A 15,265-nucleotide genomic window follows, 5' to 3' on the forward strand; every position below is an offset into this window, starting at 1 on the left:
TGGGGTCCAGGTTTTCGATCGAGCAGACGATGATGCAGTTGTCGGCCTTGTCGCGGACCACTTCCATCTCGTACTCTTTCCAGCCGAGCAGCGACTCTTCAATCAGCAACTCGTTGGTCGGTGAGGCTTCCAGGCCGCGCTTGCAGATGACTTCGAACTCTTCCGAGTTGTAGGCGATGCCGCCGCCGGTGCCGCCCAGGGTGAAGCTGGGACGGATCACGGTCGGGAAACCGAGCGTCTTCTGCACCGTCCAGGCTTCTTCCATGCTGTGCGCAATGCCCGAACGAGCCGAGCCCAGACCGATCTTGGTCATCGCGTCCTTGAACTTCAGCCGGTCTTCGGCCTTGTCGATCGCTTCGGGTGTCGCGCCTATGAGCTCCACCTTGTACTTGTCGAGCACGCCGTTGTGCCAGAGGTCCAGCGCGCAATTGAGCGCAGTCTGCCCGCCCATGGTCGGCAGGATGGCGTCGGGCCGCTCCCTGGCGATGATTTTTTCCACCGTCTGCCAGGTGATCGGCTCGATGTAGGTGACGTCGGCCGTGGCCGGGTCGGTCATGATGGTCGCAGGGTTGCTGTTGATCAGGATGACCTTGTAACCCTCTTCACGCAGCGCCTTGCAGGCCTGCACGCCGGAGTAGTCGAACTCGCAGGCCTGGCCGATGATGATGGGGCCGGCGCCGATGATGAGGACGCTTTTGATGTCTGTGCGCTTAGGCATTCTTCTTCTCCTGAGCCTGTTCCATCAGCGCGGTGAAACGGTCGAACAAATACGAAATATCGTGCGGGCCGGGCGAGGCTTCCGGGTGTCCCTGGAAACAGAAGGCCGGCTTGTCGGTGCGGGCCAGGCCCTGCAAGGTGCCGTCGAACAGGCTGATGTGGGTGGGGCGCAGATTCGCCGGCAGGGTTTTTTCATCCACCGCAAAACCGTGGTTCTGGCTGGTGATGCTGACGCGGCCGTTGTCGAGGTCTTTCACCGGATGATTCGCGCCGTGATGGCCGAACTTCATCTTGAAGGTTTTCGCGCCGCTGGCCAGCGCCATGATCTGGTGACCCAGGCAGATGCCGAAGGTCGGGATGCCGGTGTCGATCAGCTCGCGCACCGCTGCAATCGCGTAGTCGCAGGGTTCCGGATCGCCCGGTCCGTTGGCCAGGAAGATGCCGTCGGGCTTGAGCTTGAGCACGTCGGCAGCGGGCGTCTGCGCCGGCACCACCGTGATGCGGGCGCCGCGCGCGGCCATCATGCGCAGGATGTTTTTCTTCACGCCGAAGTCGAAGGCGACGACATGGAATTTTGGCGTGATCTGCACGCCGTAACCCGAACCCAGCTTCCACTCGGTCTGGGTCCACTCATAGGACTGCTTGCAGGAGACCACCTTGGCCAGGTCGAGGCCGGCCATGTTGGGGGCACTGCGGGCCACGAGAATCGCTTGTTCAATATGTTCAGGCGACACGTCCTCGCCCGCAGGCAGGGCCAGGATGCAGCCGTTTTGTGCGCCCTGGGTGCGCAGCATGCGTGTCAGCTGGCGCGTGTCGATGTTGGCAATCGCCACCGTGCCCTCCCTGACCAGGTATTCGGACAGGGTCATGGTGCTGCGAAAATTCGACGCGATCAGCGGCAGGTCCTTGATGATCAGCCCGGCGGCATGGACTTTTTCTGCCTCCACGTCTTCGGCATTGATGCCGTAGTTGCCGATATGAGGGTACGTGAGGGTGACGATCTGCTGGCAGTAGCTGGGATCCGTGAGGATTTCCTGGTAGCCGGTCATGGCGGTGTTGAACACCACCTCACCGACCGTGGAGCCCACGGCTCCAATGGAATTGCCGATAAAGACCGTGCCGTCTGCGAGCGCCAGGATGGCGTGAGGGGTATTTCCCTGTAGAGACAAAAGCACTGGGTTCTCCGGGTTGGTTACGGTTCGCCCAAGCGTGCACAAGAAACGTCTCTGTCAAGACTCTTGCGGGCTGCTTTTGTGAGGGTGTTGGCTTGGTATGCGCTCGGGCGAAGCTGTGTTTTGAAAAGCCCCTGATTATATAACGCCCCCACGGTCGTGCACTTCGTGTCACTCCCTGCCCCCCCGAGGGGGCTGATTTTCCTAGGGGCGGCCCGTCGGAAAATCGTCGCCCCCACGGTCGTGCACTTCGTGTCACTCCCTGCCCCTCGAGGGGGCTGATTTTCCTGGGGGCGGCCCGTCGGAAAATCGTCGCCCCCACGTTCGTTCGCTTCGCGTAGCTTCCTGCCTCCCGAGGGGGCCGCGCGCCTGCGGGCCGGCGGAGCCGGACCCGCGGCCCCAACTGGTAAAGAAATACCCGGAACGCCCTTGAGCTTGGCTAGTTGCGGGAAGTCGAGCTGGCGTAGAGGCAGATGGCCGCGGCAGCCGCCACATTGAGCGACTCCTCGCCGCCCGGCTGGTCTATGCGGACCTTCAGGCTGGCCCGGGCCATCAGGTCGTCGCTGACGCCCTGCCCCTCGTGCCCCATGGCCCAGGCACAGGGCATGGGCAAGGTTTGCTGGTGCAGGAAAGCGCCCTGGTGAGAACTGGTCACGAGGATGGGAACGATCAAGCCGTCCAGCGCCTGCGGCTCCACCCCTTCGAGCAGCTGAAGCCCGAAATGGGCGCCCATGCCCGCCCGCAGCACCTTGGGCGACCACAGCGCCGCCGTTCCCCGGAGCGCAATCACCTGACTGAAACCGAAGGCTGCAGCGCTGCGCAGCATGGAGCCGACGTTGCCGGCATCCTGCACCCGGTCAAGAATCAGCGAGGCCGCGCCAGGAATCAGGGCTTTTGGCGCCGGCAGGTCCAGCACGAAACCCATTTTCGCCGGGGACTCCAGCCCACTGATCTCGGGCAGGAGGGCATCCGCGATCACTATGGTTTTGATAGCTGCTCGCGCCCATTCGGCGGGGGCTTGTGGCCAAAATGACTCTGAAAACACGGCCATCGCCGGTGTCAGCCCGCGCAGCAACGCGGCGCGGCACAGGTGATCGCCCTCCAGCCAGACCCGTCCCTGCTTGCGGTAGGCCGTGCTGTCCTGCGAGAGCCTGCGCAAATCCTTGACCAGGGCGTTGTCGCGCGAGCTGACAAAAACCGGGGCTGCCGGCGATTCGGCACTCAACGCAGCACCTCGGCCACCGGGCTGAAAGAGCGGCGGTGTTGCGGGCAGGCTCCGTGCGCGCGCAGCGCCGCCAGGTGTTCGGCCGTGCCGTAGCCCTTGTGGCCGGCAAAACCGTATTGCGGGTATTCGAGGTGGAACTGCTCGCACCAGCGGTCCCGGTGCACCTTGGCCAGGATGGACGCGGCAGAGATGGCCGGTACCAGCGCGTCGCCCTTGACAATGGCTTCGGCCAGCATGCTAAGCACCGGAAGCCGGTTGCCATCGACCTGGACTTTCACGGGCTTCAGGCGCAAACCCTCGACCGCGCGTTTCATCGCCAGCATCGTGGCCTGCAGGATGTTGAGCCTGTCGATTTCCTCGACACTGGCCTGCGCGATCGAGCAGCACAGCGCCTTGGCAAGGATTTCCTCGTAGAGCTGTTCCCGGCGCCGCGCCGTCAGCACCTTGGAGTCCGCCAGGCCCCTGATGGGCTGCAGGTCGTCCAGGATCACCGCAGCGGCCACCACCGGGCCGGCCAGCGGCCCCCGGCCGGCCTCGTCCACGCCGGCCCACAGTCCGGGCGTGTCCCAGGAGAGGGTGACCTGTTCAGCCTTCAAGAATGTTCTGGATCGCATCGGTGGCCAGTTGGGCGGTGTCGCGCCGCAGTTCGTGGTGCAGCTGGGTGAATCGTTGCTCGACGGCGGCTATTTTTTCGGGTGCGGATATTTTCGCATCCATCCACTGCAACACCGCACCGGCCAGCGCCTGCGGCGTGGCAGCTTCCTGCAACAGCTCGGGCACGACAAAATCGCGGCACAGGATATTGGGCAGGCCCACCCAGGGTTGCAGCTTCTTGCGGCGCATGATCTGCCAGGACAGGCAGTTCATGTTGTAGGCAATCACCATGGGTCGCTTGAACAGCGCCGCTTCCAGCGTTGCGGTGCCGCTGGCAATCAGCGTCACATCGCAAGCCGCCAGCACCGTGTGCGACTGCCCGGTGACGATCTGCACTTGTGCCCCCACACCTGCGTCCCGCGCTGCCTGTTCGATCTGCTGGCGCAAGGCGGGCACCGCAGGAACTACCATTTTGATAGCAGGTTGCGCCCGCTGGACAAGGGCTGCAGCCCGAAAGAACCTGTCAGCCAGGTACTGGATCTCGGAGCGACGGCTGCCCGGCAACACAGCCAGTACCTGATCATCCGCTGCCAGGCCCAGCGCTTGCCGGGCCGCCGCCTTGTCGGGCTGCATCGGGATCATGCCGGCCAGCGGGTGGCCCACATAGGTGGCGGCAATGCCGTGCTGCGCCAGCAAGGCCGGCTCAAAGGGGAAGATGCACAACACATGGTCCACACTGCGGCGGATTTTTTCGACACGGTCGGCGCGCCAGGCCCAGACCGAGGGGCTGATGAAATGAACGGTGCGTATGCCGGCGGCCTTGAGGTCAGCCTCCAGGTCGAGGTTGAAGTCGGGTGCATCGACGCCGATGAACACATCGGGCCGCAACTGCAGCAGCCGCTGCCGGAGCTGGCGGCGGATGCCGACAATTTCGCGGTAGTGCCGCAGTACCTCGACATAACCGCGCACCGCCAGCTTTTCGCTGGGCCACCAGGCGGAGAAGCCACGCCCTGCCATTTGTGGCCCGCCTATGCCAACCGCCGTCAGCCCCGGCCAGCGTGCATGAAAACCGTCGAGCAGCAAACCGGCCAGCAGGTCACCGGAGGTTTCGCCGGCGACCAGGGCAAACGCGGGGGCCTTGGGGGTGCCGGCCACTCCACGGGCCGGCAGAGAGCTGGGTGCGTCCGGCACGAGAGGCCTAACGCACGATGCCGCGCTGCGGCGAAGTGGCTTCCAGAAACCCGAGCATCATCTGGACATCGGTTTCGGCTTCGGGATGCCGGGCCGTCAGCGTGGCGATGCGCGCCCTGGCCTGCTCCAGCGTCAGGTCCTCCCGGTACAGGGCCTTGTGCATGCCCTTGACGGCGGCGATGCGCTCCGGCGTGTAGCCGCGCCGGCGCAGGCCCTCATAGTTCATCGAACGCGCCCCCGCGGGCTGGCCCTGGCACATCACGAACGGCGGCAGATCGGCAAACAGCAGCGAACACATGGCGGTCATGCTGTGCGCACCCAGCCGGACAAACTGGTGCACCACAGTGAAGCCGCCCAGGATGACCCAGTCGCCGACATGTACATGGCCGGCCAGCTGCGAATTGTTGGCAAAAATCGTGTGGTTGCCGACATCGCAGTCGTGCGCGAGGTGCACGTAAGCCATGATCCAGTTGTCGTTGCCGATCCGCGTCACCCCGGTGTCGCCGGGCGATCCGATATTGAAGGTGCAGAACTCACGGATGGTGTTGCGGTCGCCGATAACCAGTTCGCAGGGCTCTCCCGCATACTTCTTGTCCTGCGGAATGGCACCCAGCGAATTGAACTGGAAAATGCGGTTGTCGCGCCCTATCGTCGTGTGGCCCTCGATGACGCAATGCGCGCCAATCGTCGTGCCGGCCGCGACCTTGACGTGCGGACCGATCACGGTGTACGGTCCCACGCTGACACTGCTGTCGAGCTGGGCCTGGGGATCAACCAGCGCGGTGGGATGTATAGCCATCATGAAAAAAGATACTGTGCAGCGAAGACGTGGGCCACCAGCAGCGCGGGCAAGCGCCTCTTCAAGCCGGGGCCGCGGGACTGGCTTCGCCAGACCGCAGGCGCAGCGGCCCCCTCGGGGCTGGTACCTGCGGCTCCAAACCTGCTTGAGCAGGTTTGGACAGGCACCAGAAGCGAAGCCTCTGGCGAGCGGCGGCCTGCAAGGTGCAGCGCATTACCCGAAGCGAAAAGCGTGGGGGCCATTCAAGCAATGCTGCGCATGGTGCACATCAGCTCGGCCTCGCAGACCATGTTGTCGTTCACCCGGGCCACACCCTTGAACTTGAACACACCGGCCTTGAGCCGCTCCAGCGTGACGTCCATGATCAGCTGGTCGCCGGGCTCCACCGGCCGCTTGAAGCGCGCGCCGTCGATGCCGGCAAAGTAATACACGGTCTTGTCATCGGGCGTCACACCCTGCATGTCGAAAGCCAGCAGGGCGGCGGCCTGCGCCATGGCTTCGAGCATCAGCACACCCGGCATCACCGGCCGGTGCGGGAAATGCCCGGTGAAAAACGGCTCGTTGATCGTGACGTTCTTCAGCGCCTTGATGCGCTTGCCTTTTTCCAGTTCCAGCACCCGGTCCACCAGCAGAAAGGGAAAGCGGTGCGGGAGCTGCTTGAGAATTTGGTGAATGTCCATCATGATTTTTCTTCGGTCTTTCCAGAGGCTTTGTCAGTCGTTTGCTCGAGCGCCTTGAGGCGTTCACGCAAGGCGTGAAGCTGCTTGAGTGTGGCTGCATTTTTTTCCCACTGCGCATTGTCGTCGATGGGAAAGAGCCCGGTGTAATGCCCCGGCTTGTGAATCGAGCGGGTCACCACTGAAGCGGCGGAAATATGCACGTGGTCGGCCAGGCTCAAATGTCCCAGCACCACCGCACCGCCGCCAATGGTGCAATGGGCACCAATGGTGGCACTGCCCGCCACCCCGGCACAACCGGCCATGGCCGTGTGCGCGCCCACGCGCACGTTGTGGCCGATCTGCACCAGGTTGTCCAGCTTGACGCCGTCTTCAAGCACGGTGTCCTGCAACGCACCCCGGTCGATGCAGGTGTTGGCGCCTATCTCGACGTCGTTGCCGATGCGCACGGCGCCCAACTGCTCGATTTTTTCCCACCGACCGGCATGTGGCGCAAAGCCGAAACCGTCGGCGCCAATCACGGCACCCGGGTGGACGATGCATCGCTCACCCAGGGAGCAGCCGTCGGCAACGGTCACGCGGGCCGACAGGCGCGTCCCGGTGCCGATCCGGACGTGGTTGCCAATGACGCTGTGCGCGCCGACCTCAACACCGGCATTGAGCACCGCCTGGGCGCCAATGCATGCAAAGGCACCCACCACCACACCGGGCGCCAGGCGAGCCTGGGGGTCGATAAAGGCGCTGGGGTGAATGGGGAGCCCGCTGGTCGCCCCGGAAGAGCCCGACCGCGCGTGCTCGCGCTTCCAGAGCTGGGTGACGCGGGCAAAGTAGAAATACGGGTCCTCAACGATGATGCAGGCGCCGCGCAGCATCGCCGCCTCGGCCGCGCCAGGCCCCACCACTACGCAGGCGGCGGCTGACCGGGCGAGTTTGCCCTGGTATTTCGGATGGCTAAGGAAAGTCAGCTCGGCCGCGCCGGCCGATTCGAGCGGGGCAAGCCGCTCGACCAGGACATCCGGGTCTCCGACCAGCCGGGCGTCGAATTCGCCGGCCAGCGCTGCAACAATGTCCCCGAGTCTGAGCGTCACACCTGGTGTGTCCCTGAGTGCGGGCTTATCTGGCGGCGTTGAGCGCCCTGATCACCTTGTCGGTGATGTCATGCTTGGGGTTGGCGTAGACCGCTTCCTGCAGGATGAGATCGTACTTCTCGGCCTCGGCAACGGTCTTGACAACCTTGTTGGCGCGCTCGATGACCTGCTGCAACTCTTCGTTCTTGCGCGCGTTGAGGTCTTCCTGGAATTCACGGCGCTTACGCTGGAAATCCCGGTCCTGTTCCACGAGCTGCTTCTGGCGGGCCACGCGCTGGCTCTCCGCCAAGGTGGGCGCCTCGCGGTCGAACTTGTCGGCCATGGCCTTGAGTTGCGTCCCGACGTCGGTGAGATCCTTCTCACGCTTGCCGAATTCCTGCTCCAGCTTGGCCTGGGCCGCCTTGGCACTGTTGGCTTCACGAAAGATACGGTCGATGTTGACGATGCCGATCTTGAAGTCCTGCGCGGCTGCCGCAAACGCGGCCAGCGCCATCACGGCAGCAAGGAAGAACTTGAGTGAAAAGGATTTCATTAGAAGGATGTACCAATCTGGAATTGCAGTCTCTGGATTTTATCCGTCGGCTTCTTGTTCAGGGGATGGGCAAACGCCAGCCGCAGCGGTCCGAGCGGCGAGATCCAGCTCACACCGAAACCCACCGATGAGCGCATCTCGCTGAGTGAATATTTCTCGTTCTCGCCAAACACATTGCCCGCGTCGACGAAACCGAAAAGCCGCAGGGTCCTGTCGTTGCCTGCGCCGGGAAACGGCGCCAGGATTTCGGCGTTCAGTGTGATCTTTTTCGGCCCGCCAATGGAGTTGTCCTGGCTGTCACGGGGACCCAGGGTACCCGGCTCATAGCCGCGCACCGAACCCAGGCCGCCGGAGTAGAAATTCTTGAACACCGGGAAAGGTTGTCCGTTCAGGCCCTTGCCCCAGCCCAATTCGGTGTTCAGCGCAATGGTGAACTGCTTGTTCAGCGGGATGTACTGCTGGAACTGGTAGTTGGCGCGCAGGAAGCGGGCATCTCCTGCAACGCCCCAATCGCCATAGACGCGCTGAAAGCGCCCCTTGCTCGGGACGATGGCGCTGTCGCGCTCATCACGCGACCAGCCTACGGTCAAGGGCACGGAATTGCTCTTGGCCCCAAAGGTATTGATATAAGTCTGATAGACCACCGGGAGGTTGGTGCCGGAAATATCGATCTGCTCGAGTCCCCCGCCGAAATAGACCGTATCGACTTCGCTGAAGGGCACACCGAAACGAATGCTGGCGCCAGTGGTCTTGAGCGCATAGTCGGTGTTCAACACGCCGATCTGGCTGTTGTAGGGGCGCGAAGTGCGTGTATACACGTCGATGGTCCGGGAAATGCCGTCATTCGTGAAATAGGGGTCCACGGTGCTCAGCACCAGTTGCCGGTTGTACTTGCCGGTGTTGACCTCCAGGCCCAGGTAGTTGCCGGTACCGAAAGCATTTTCCTGCTTGAAACCGAACACCAGAGACAGGCGGTCGGCGCTGGAAAAGCCGGCACCGAGCTGCAGGTTGCCCGTGGGTTTTTCCACCACCGCGAGGTTCAGGTCCACCTGGTCAGGCGTGCCCGGCACTTCCTGCGTGTCGATGTTGACTTCGGTGAAGAACCCGAGACGGTCCACGCGATCACGCGACAGGCGGATCTTGTCGCCGTCATACCAGGAAGCCTCGAACTGGCGGAACTCCCGGCGCACCACTTCATCGCGCGTGCGGTTGTTGCCGCTGATGTTGATGCGTCGCACATAGGCGCGGCGCGAGGGCTCGCCCTGCAGCACAAAAGCCACGCGGTTGTTGGTCCGGTCGATTTCGGGCTGGGCGTCCACCTTGGCAAAGGCAAACCCGAAACTGCCGTAATATTCGACGAAGGCCTTGACGGTCTGGGCCACCTGGTCGGCGTTATAGGGTTCGCCCGGCTTGATGGTGACCAGGGACTTGAACTCGTCCTCGCGTTCGAGGAAATTGCCTTCGAGCTTGACACCGGACACGGTGAAACGTTCGCCCTCGGAGATGTTGATGGTGACCGAAATATCCTGCTTGTTCGGGGAGATGGCGACCTGGGTGGAGTCGACCTTGAACTCCAGGTAACCGCGCGTCAGATAGTAGGAGCGCAGGGTTTCAATGTCGGCATTGAGCTTGGCACGCGAGTAACGGTCCGACTTGGTGTACCAGCTCAGCCAGCCGCCGGTGTCCAGGTCGAACAGGCCGCGCAATGTGGACTCGCTGAACACCTTGTTGCCGACAATGCGGATTTCCTTGATCTTGGCAACATCGCCCTCGGTCACGCTGAAGGTCACGTTGACCCGGTTGCGCTCGATCGGGGTCACGGTGGTCACCACCTCGGCGCCGTACAGGCTGCGGTTGATGTACTGCCGCTTGAGCTCCTGCTCGGCCCGGTCTGCCAGCGCCTTGTCGAAAGGCCGGCCATCGGTGAGGCCGATTTCGCGCAGCGCTTTTTTGAGCACTTCCTTGTCAAACTCCTTGGCCCCGACAAAATCCACGTCGGCAACCGTGGGACGCTCCTCGACAATCACGACCAGCACATCACCGCTGACTTCAAGGCGCACATCCTTGAACAGGCCCAGCCCGAACAGAGCGCGGATCGCACCGGCTCCCTTGTCGTCGTTATAGGTCTCACCCACCCGGAAAGGGAGCGACGCAAAAATGGTCCCGGGCTCGACGCGCTGCAGGCCTTCGACGCGGATGTCGCGAACGGTGAAGGGATCCACGGCCCAGGCTGCATGCGCGATGAGAAAGCTGGCCACCACCGCGGAAACGCTGCGGACCTTGAATCGTTTGATTTGTTTTTGCATGAAAAGTATGGAGTTAACCCAAAAGCCGGGAGACATCGTTAAACAGGGCAACGGACATCATGCCCAGCAGGATTGCAACGCCTCCGCGCTGCAACCGGTCCATCCACGCGTCAGACACGCTTTTGCCGGTAATCGCCTCCCAAAGATAATACATCAGGTGCCCCCCGTCCAAAACCGGCAGCGGCAGTAAATTGAGCACACCCAGACTCACGCTGATCAGCGCCAGAAACAGCAGATAGGCGGTCCATCCGATACTCGCCGACTTGCCGGCGTAGTCGGCAATCGTCAGCGGTCCGCTGAGGTTTTTCAGGGAGGCTTCGCCGATGACCATCTTGCCCATCATTTTCAGCGTCAGCGCCGAGACCTGCCAGGTACGGACCGCACCCTGCCACAGGCCTTCAACCGGGCCGTACCGCACCGTGACCATGGCGGGGGGTGCGCCAACATAGGCGCCGATGCGGGCGACCGACCGGCCGGCCTCCTGCCTGATCTCGGGCGTGACCGGCACCTGCATCGCCCGCCCTGCCCGCTCGATGCCCCAGGTCTGGGTGCCGCTGGACGCCCGGATGGTTTCACGCAGTTGCGGGCCGTCGACGATGGCCAGGCTGCCGATGCGCAGCACCAGGTCACCGCTGCGAAGGCCCGATTTCTCGGCAGCGCCACCGGCCATCAGTTCACCGATCACAGGCTGGGTCCAGGGCCCGATGAGGCCGATCCTGCGAAACAACTGGGCATCGGCGTCGGCAGCCTGGAGCTGGCCCAGCGGCAACACCAGTTCTCGCGTCGCTGCGGCCGCCGCGTCGGGTCCGCCTATCGCCAGCCGCACGTCACGGCCATTGAGCGCGCCCTGAGTCAGGAGCCAGCGCAGGTCCTCGAAAGAACGCATGTTCTGCAAGGACTCCCCGTCCAAAGCCCCCTGCTGCACCCGCTCGCCGCCGCGCAGGCCGGCACGCTCGGCGATGGACCCCGCGACGGGACTGGCCAGGATGGCCTCCGGCTCCTGCAGGCCGCTCCAGTTGACCACGGCATACAGCACGATGGCCAGCAACAGATTGGCCGCCGGCCCGGCCGCCACCACCGCCGCACGCGAGCGCAAGGGTTGCGTGTTGAACGCCAGATGGCGTTCTGCCGGATCGACCGGCCCTTCACGCTCGTCGAGCATCTTGACGTAGCCGCCCAGCGGCAGCATGCCGATGGAAAATTCGGTGGGGCGGTTTTTGAGCCGCCAGGTGTAGAGGGGCTTGCCGAATCCGACGGAGAACTTCAGGACCTTGATGCCGCAGGCCACGGCCACGCGGTAGTGCCCATACTCATGCACCGCTATCAGGACCCCCAGGGCAACAACAAAGGCGACCAAGGTCAGCATGGAATAACTCCTGTCAAGTCGTCAGATTACCGGCGATGCGGGCGGCCGCAGCGCGCGCCTGCGCATCCAGCGCGAGCAAGTCACCCATGCCCCGTATTTCAGAGGCGCTCACCGTGTCCAGAGTTCCACGGTTGACGGCGTGAATCTGGTCAAAGCGTATCCGTTTTTCCAGGAAGGCAGCGACCGCCACCTCGTTGGCAGCGTTCAGCACCGCCGTGGTGCCGACCGGCGCATCGAGCACCTCCCAGGCCAGCGGCAAGCCGGGAAAATGCTCGTTGTCAGGGACCGCGAACGTCATGGTGGCCAGCGCCCGGAAATCGAGCGCCTGCGCACCCGAGGAAATCCGGCCCGGCCAGGCCAGTCCGTAGGCGATCGGCACCCGCATGTCGGGCGTGCCAAGCTGCGCCACCACCGAGGTGTCGCGGTATTGAACCATCGAATGAATGATGCTTTGCGGGTGAATCACCACCTCGATCTGCGCTGGCGCCAGACCGAACAGGTACCGGGCCTCGATCACTTCGAGCGCCTTGTTCATCATGGTGGCCGAGTCCACCGAAATCTTGCGGCCCATCACCCAGTTCGGGTGGGCGCAGGCTTCGTCGGGGGTGACGTCACGCAGCGTGGCCGGCGCCCGGGTGCGAAACGGACCGCCGGAGGCCGTCAGGATGATCTTGTCGATGCGCTCCATCCAGGCGGCCGGGTCTTCCGGCAGGGACTGGAAAATCGCCGAGTGTTCGCTGTCGATGGGCAACAACTGCGCGCCGCCCTCGCGCACCGCCTGCATGAACACCTCGCCGCCGACCACCAGGGCTTCCTTGTTGGCCAGCAGCAGGCGTTTACCGGCGCGCGCAGCCGCCATGCAGGCGCCCAGCCCGGCGGCGCCCACGATGGCTGCCATCACGGTATCCACCCGCTCATCCGACGCTATCATTTCAAGAGCATTCGGCGCAGACAGGACCTCGGTTGAAAGCCCGTTTTCCTTCAGACTTTGAGCCAGCACGCGGGCGTGCGGTGCGCTTGCCATGACGGCGTACGATGGCTTGAAGCGCAGGCACTGCGCCAGCATCAAATCGGTCTGCGTGGCCGCACTGAGCGCAAACACCTCAAAACGTTCGGGGTGGCCGGCAATCACGTCCAGAGTATTGACCCCGACCGAGCCGGTCGAGCCCAGCACCGTGACACGTTGTTTCTTCATGGGAAATCGAGCGACGCCGGGCCGCCCCAAGGCGCGAGGGCCCCCTCTGGGGGCAGCGTAGTACGCGAAGCGACAAGCGTGGGGGCCATATACATCAGACCGTCACCAGCATCATGGCCAGCGGCAGCACAGGCAACAGTGCATCGACCCGGTCCAGCACCCCGCCGTGACCCGGCAGCAAACCACTGGAATCCTTGGCGCCGGCGCTGCGCTTGATCAGGGATTCGACCAGGTCACCGACCACGCTGAGCGCCGCCAGAAACACCATGGCCAGCAGCGTCACGGCAAGGCCGTGCTGCGCCGCCAGGCGCGCGTACAGACTACCGCCGGTGGTGTCGAGCAGCAGCCAGACCACGCACAACACCAGCACCCCCGCCATGCCACCCCAGACGCCCTCCCAGCTTTTGCCGGGGCTGATCGAAGGAGCCAGTTTGCTCTTGCTGAAACGCCCGCCCAGCGCCTTGCCGGCGAAATACGCGCCGATGTCGGCGACCCAGACCAGCAGGAGCACCGACAGCAGGAACTCGATACCGATGAAACGGGCCTGCGCCACGGCCAGCCACGCCAGCCAGAGCGCCAATACACCGACCACCAGGCGCACCGTGCGCGGAATGCGCGACCAGCCCGTCACGCCGCCGCGCAGCAGCCAGGCGCCCGCCAGCACCCAGCCTGCACCGGCCAGCCGCCACAACAAAGGCAAGGGTTCGTCGAGCATTCCCAGGTCCCAGGACATGCCGCACAGCACCACGCAAACAAAGCCGGCCACCAGCGCACTGAGCTGTCCGTAACCGTTCAGGCGCGCCCACTCCCAGGCGCCTGCGGCAATCAGCACCAGGGCGACCACGGCAAACGGCACCGGGGTGCTGTAAAAAAGCGCTGGCAGCAGGATGGCCAGCATCACCAGCGCCGTGATCACGCGTTGCTTGAGCATCAGGCAGCCTTCATGTCGGGGTTGGGGGATGGCGCGACGACTTGCGCGGAGGTCTGGCCAAAACGGCGCTCGCGGCTGCGGTAGACCGCAATGGCCTCATCGAGCGCCGCCTCGTCAAAGTCGGGCCAAAGCTTGTCGGAAAAATGGAGTTCGGAGTACGCCGCCTGCCAGAGCAGGAAATTGCTGATGCGCAGCTCACCGCCGGTGCGGATCAGGAGGTCCGGGTCGGGCACATGGGCCAGCGCCAGCGCACGGTCCAGCGCCATTTCGGTGATCTCCTGGCCCGCGGCCGCCAGCTTGCGCGCCGCCTGGGCGATATCCCAGCGACCACCATAGTTGAAACACACGTTGAGAATCAGGCGCTGGTTGTCGGCGGTGGCCTGCTCGGCCTGCGCCAGCCCGGCCTGGAACTTGTCGGACAGGCGCTGTCGGTCACCGACAAAATGCAGCTGGACGCCGTTGGCCTTGAGCGACGGCACTTCCCTGGCCAACGACAGGGCCAGCAGTTCCATGAGCCCGGAGACTTCGTCCGGGGGCCGGTTCCAGTTCTCGGACGAAAAGGCAAACACGGTCAACACGCCGATGCCGCGGGCCATGCAGGCCTGCACGCAACGATTGAGCGCACTGACACCCTGCTTGTGACCGGCGATGCGCGGCAGGAAACGCCGCGTGGCCCAGCGGCCGTTGCCATCCATCACGATGGCGACATGGTGTGGAACGGCAGTGGAACTTGTTTGAGCCATGTCGGCAGTCAGTCAGTCACTACGCACAGTGTGCGCGCTAGAGGACAACTGTCTTTTCAGGCAGGGGCCGCGGAGCCGGCTTCGCCGGGCCGCAGGCGCAGCGGCCCCCTCGGGGGGCTGCGAGCGACACACAGTGAGCGAACGTGGGGGCAATCTAGACTGCCATGATGTCTTGTTCCTTGCCTGCGACCAGCTTGTCGACTTCGGCAATGAAACGGTCGGTGAACTTCTGCACTTCGTCATGGGCGCGGCGTTCGTCGTCTTCCGAGGCCAGCTTGTCCTTGACGAGTTTCTTGACGCCGTCATTCGCGTCACGGCGCAGATTGCGGATGGCGACCTTGGCGTGTTCGCCCTCGGCACGGACCACCTTGGTCAGCTCCTTGCGGCGCTCTTCGGTCATGGCCGGCATGGGCACGCGAATCAGGTCTCCCTGCGACGCCGGGTTGAGTCCGAGATCGGAGTCGCGGATGGCTTTTTCAATCTTGGCGCCCATGCCTTTTTCCCAGGGCGCGACGCTGATGGTGCGCGCATCGAGCAGCGCCACATTGGCGACCTGGCTGATCGGCACCATGGCGCCGTAGTAGTCCACATGCACGGTGTCCAGCAGTCCCGGGTTGGCACGGCCGGTGCGGATTTTCGTCAGGGCATGCTTGAAGGACTCCACCGACTGCTGCATTTTCTGCTCGGCCTGGCTCTTGATATCGGGAATGCTCATGATGGTTATCTCCG

The 15,265-nt window shown here is 63.8% G+C and carries 14 protein-coding genes and 1 pseudogene; all 15 read right to left on the minus strand.

The genetic code is table 11. From position 1 onward, the window contains the following. A pseudogene (gene carB, locus PSV33_RS15815) lies at nucleotides 1–718 on the minus strand (carbamoyl phosphate synthase large subunit); the annotation flags it as partial. After that, nucleotides 711–1,892 carry a glutamine-hydrolyzing carbamoyl-phosphate synthase small subunit gene (carA, locus tag PSV33_RS15820; RefSeq protein ID WP_300563240.1) on the minus strand — a complete coding sequence of 394 codons (1,182 nt, stop codon included), beginning with the start codon at nucleotides 1,890–1,892 and terminating at the stop codon, nucleotides 711–713. The gene carA and the pseudogene carB, both read right to left, overlap by 8 nt. Before the next feature lie 436 nt (nucleotides 1,893–2,328). Further along, a complete protein-coding gene (locus PSV33_RS15825; RefSeq protein ID WP_300563241.1) occupies nucleotides 2,329–3,114 on the minus strand; it encodes an RNA methyltransferase in 786 nt (261 codons plus the stop codon). Beyond that, nucleotides 3,111–3,728 (minus strand): ribonuclease HII, encoded by a 618-nt coding sequence (gene rnhB / locus PSV33_RS15830; protein WP_300563242.1) that lies wholly within the window; start codon nucleotides 3,726–3,728, stop codon nucleotides 3,111–3,113. The genes PSV33_RS15825 and rnhB overlap by 4 nt, the downstream gene beginning before the upstream one ends. Beyond that, complete coding sequence (gene lpxB / locus PSV33_RS15835; protein WP_300563333.1) at nucleotides 3,700–4,830, minus strand: lipid-A-disaccharide synthase; 1,131 nt, start codon at nucleotides 4,828–4,830, stop codon at nucleotides 3,700–3,702. The genes rnhB and lpxB overlap by 29 nt, the downstream gene beginning before the upstream one ends. A 76-nt stretch (nucleotides 4,831–4,906) precedes the next feature. Then, nucleotides 4,907–5,701: an acyl-ACP--UDP-N-acetylglucosamine O-acyltransferase gene (gene lpxA, locus PSV33_RS15840; protein WP_300563243.1), complete on the minus strand. Its 795-nt coding sequence runs from the start codon at nucleotides 5,699–5,701 to the stop codon at nucleotides 4,907–4,909. 239 nt (nucleotides 5,702–5,940) lie between these two features. Continuing rightward, nucleotides 5,941–6,381 carry a 3-hydroxyacyl-ACP dehydratase FabZ gene (gene fabZ / locus PSV33_RS15845; RefSeq protein ID WP_300563244.1) on the minus strand — a complete coding sequence of 147 codons (441 nt, stop codon included), beginning with the start codon at nucleotides 6,379–6,381 and terminating at the stop codon, nucleotides 5,941–5,943. Continuing rightward, nucleotides 6,378–7,463, minus strand: a complete 1,086-nt coding sequence (gene lpxD / locus PSV33_RS15850; protein WP_300563245.1) for a UDP-3-O-(3-hydroxymyristoyl)glucosamine N-acyltransferase — start codon at nucleotides 7,461–7,463, stop codon at nucleotides 6,378–6,380. The genes fabZ and lpxD overlap by 4 nt, the downstream gene beginning before the upstream one ends. 25 nt (nucleotides 7,464–7,488) lie before the next feature. Then, nucleotides 7,489–7,995 (minus strand): OmpH family outer membrane protein, encoded by a 507-nt coding sequence (locus PSV33_RS15855; protein ID WP_300563246.1) that lies wholly within the window; start codon nucleotides 7,993–7,995, stop codon nucleotides 7,489–7,491. Then, nucleotides 7,995–10,301: an outer membrane protein assembly factor BamA gene (gene bamA / locus PSV33_RS15860; protein ID WP_300563247.1), complete on the minus strand. Its 2,307-nt coding sequence runs from the start codon at nucleotides 10,299–10,301 to the stop codon at nucleotides 7,995–7,997. The genes PSV33_RS15855 and bamA overlap by 1 nt, the downstream gene beginning before the upstream one ends. A gap of 13 nt (nucleotides 10,302–10,314) precedes the next feature. Further along, nucleotides 10,315–11,667 carry an RIP metalloprotease RseP gene (gene rseP / locus PSV33_RS15865; protein WP_300563248.1) on the minus strand — a complete coding sequence of 451 codons (1,353 nt, stop codon included), beginning with the start codon at nucleotides 11,665–11,667 and terminating at the stop codon, nucleotides 10,315–10,317. 13 nt (nucleotides 11,668–11,680) lie between these two features. Then, nucleotides 11,681–12,862: a 1-deoxy-D-xylulose-5-phosphate reductoisomerase gene (gene ispC, locus PSV33_RS15870; RefSeq protein WP_300563249.1), complete on the minus strand. Its 1,182-nt coding sequence runs from the start codon at nucleotides 12,860–12,862 to the stop codon at nucleotides 11,681–11,683. Between the two features lie 94 nt (nucleotides 12,863–12,956). Beyond that, a complete protein-coding gene (locus PSV33_RS15875; RefSeq protein WP_300563250.1) occupies nucleotides 12,957–13,793 on the minus strand; it encodes a CDP-archaeol synthase in 837 nt (278 codons plus the stop codon). Next, nucleotides 13,793–14,536: a polyprenyl diphosphate synthase gene (gene uppS, locus PSV33_RS15880; RefSeq protein ID WP_300563251.1), complete on the minus strand. Its 744-nt coding sequence runs from the start codon at nucleotides 14,534–14,536 to the stop codon at nucleotides 13,793–13,795. Before uppS ends, PSV33_RS15875 begins: the two co-directional genes overlap by 1 nt. A gap of 154 nt (nucleotides 14,537–14,690) precedes the next feature. Beyond that, nucleotides 14,691–15,251, minus strand: coding sequence for a ribosome recycling factor (gene frr / locus PSV33_RS15885; protein WP_300563252.1), 561 nt, complete (start codon nucleotides 15,249–15,251; stop codon nucleotides 14,691–14,693). Between the last annotated feature and the right edge of the window lie 14 nt (nucleotides 15,252–15,265).

The organism is Polaromonas sp. (genome assembly GCF_029945895.1).
In the GTDB taxonomy this organism is placed as follows: domain Bacteria; phylum Pseudomonadota; class Gammaproteobacteria; order Burkholderiales; family Burkholderiaceae_C; genus Polaromonas.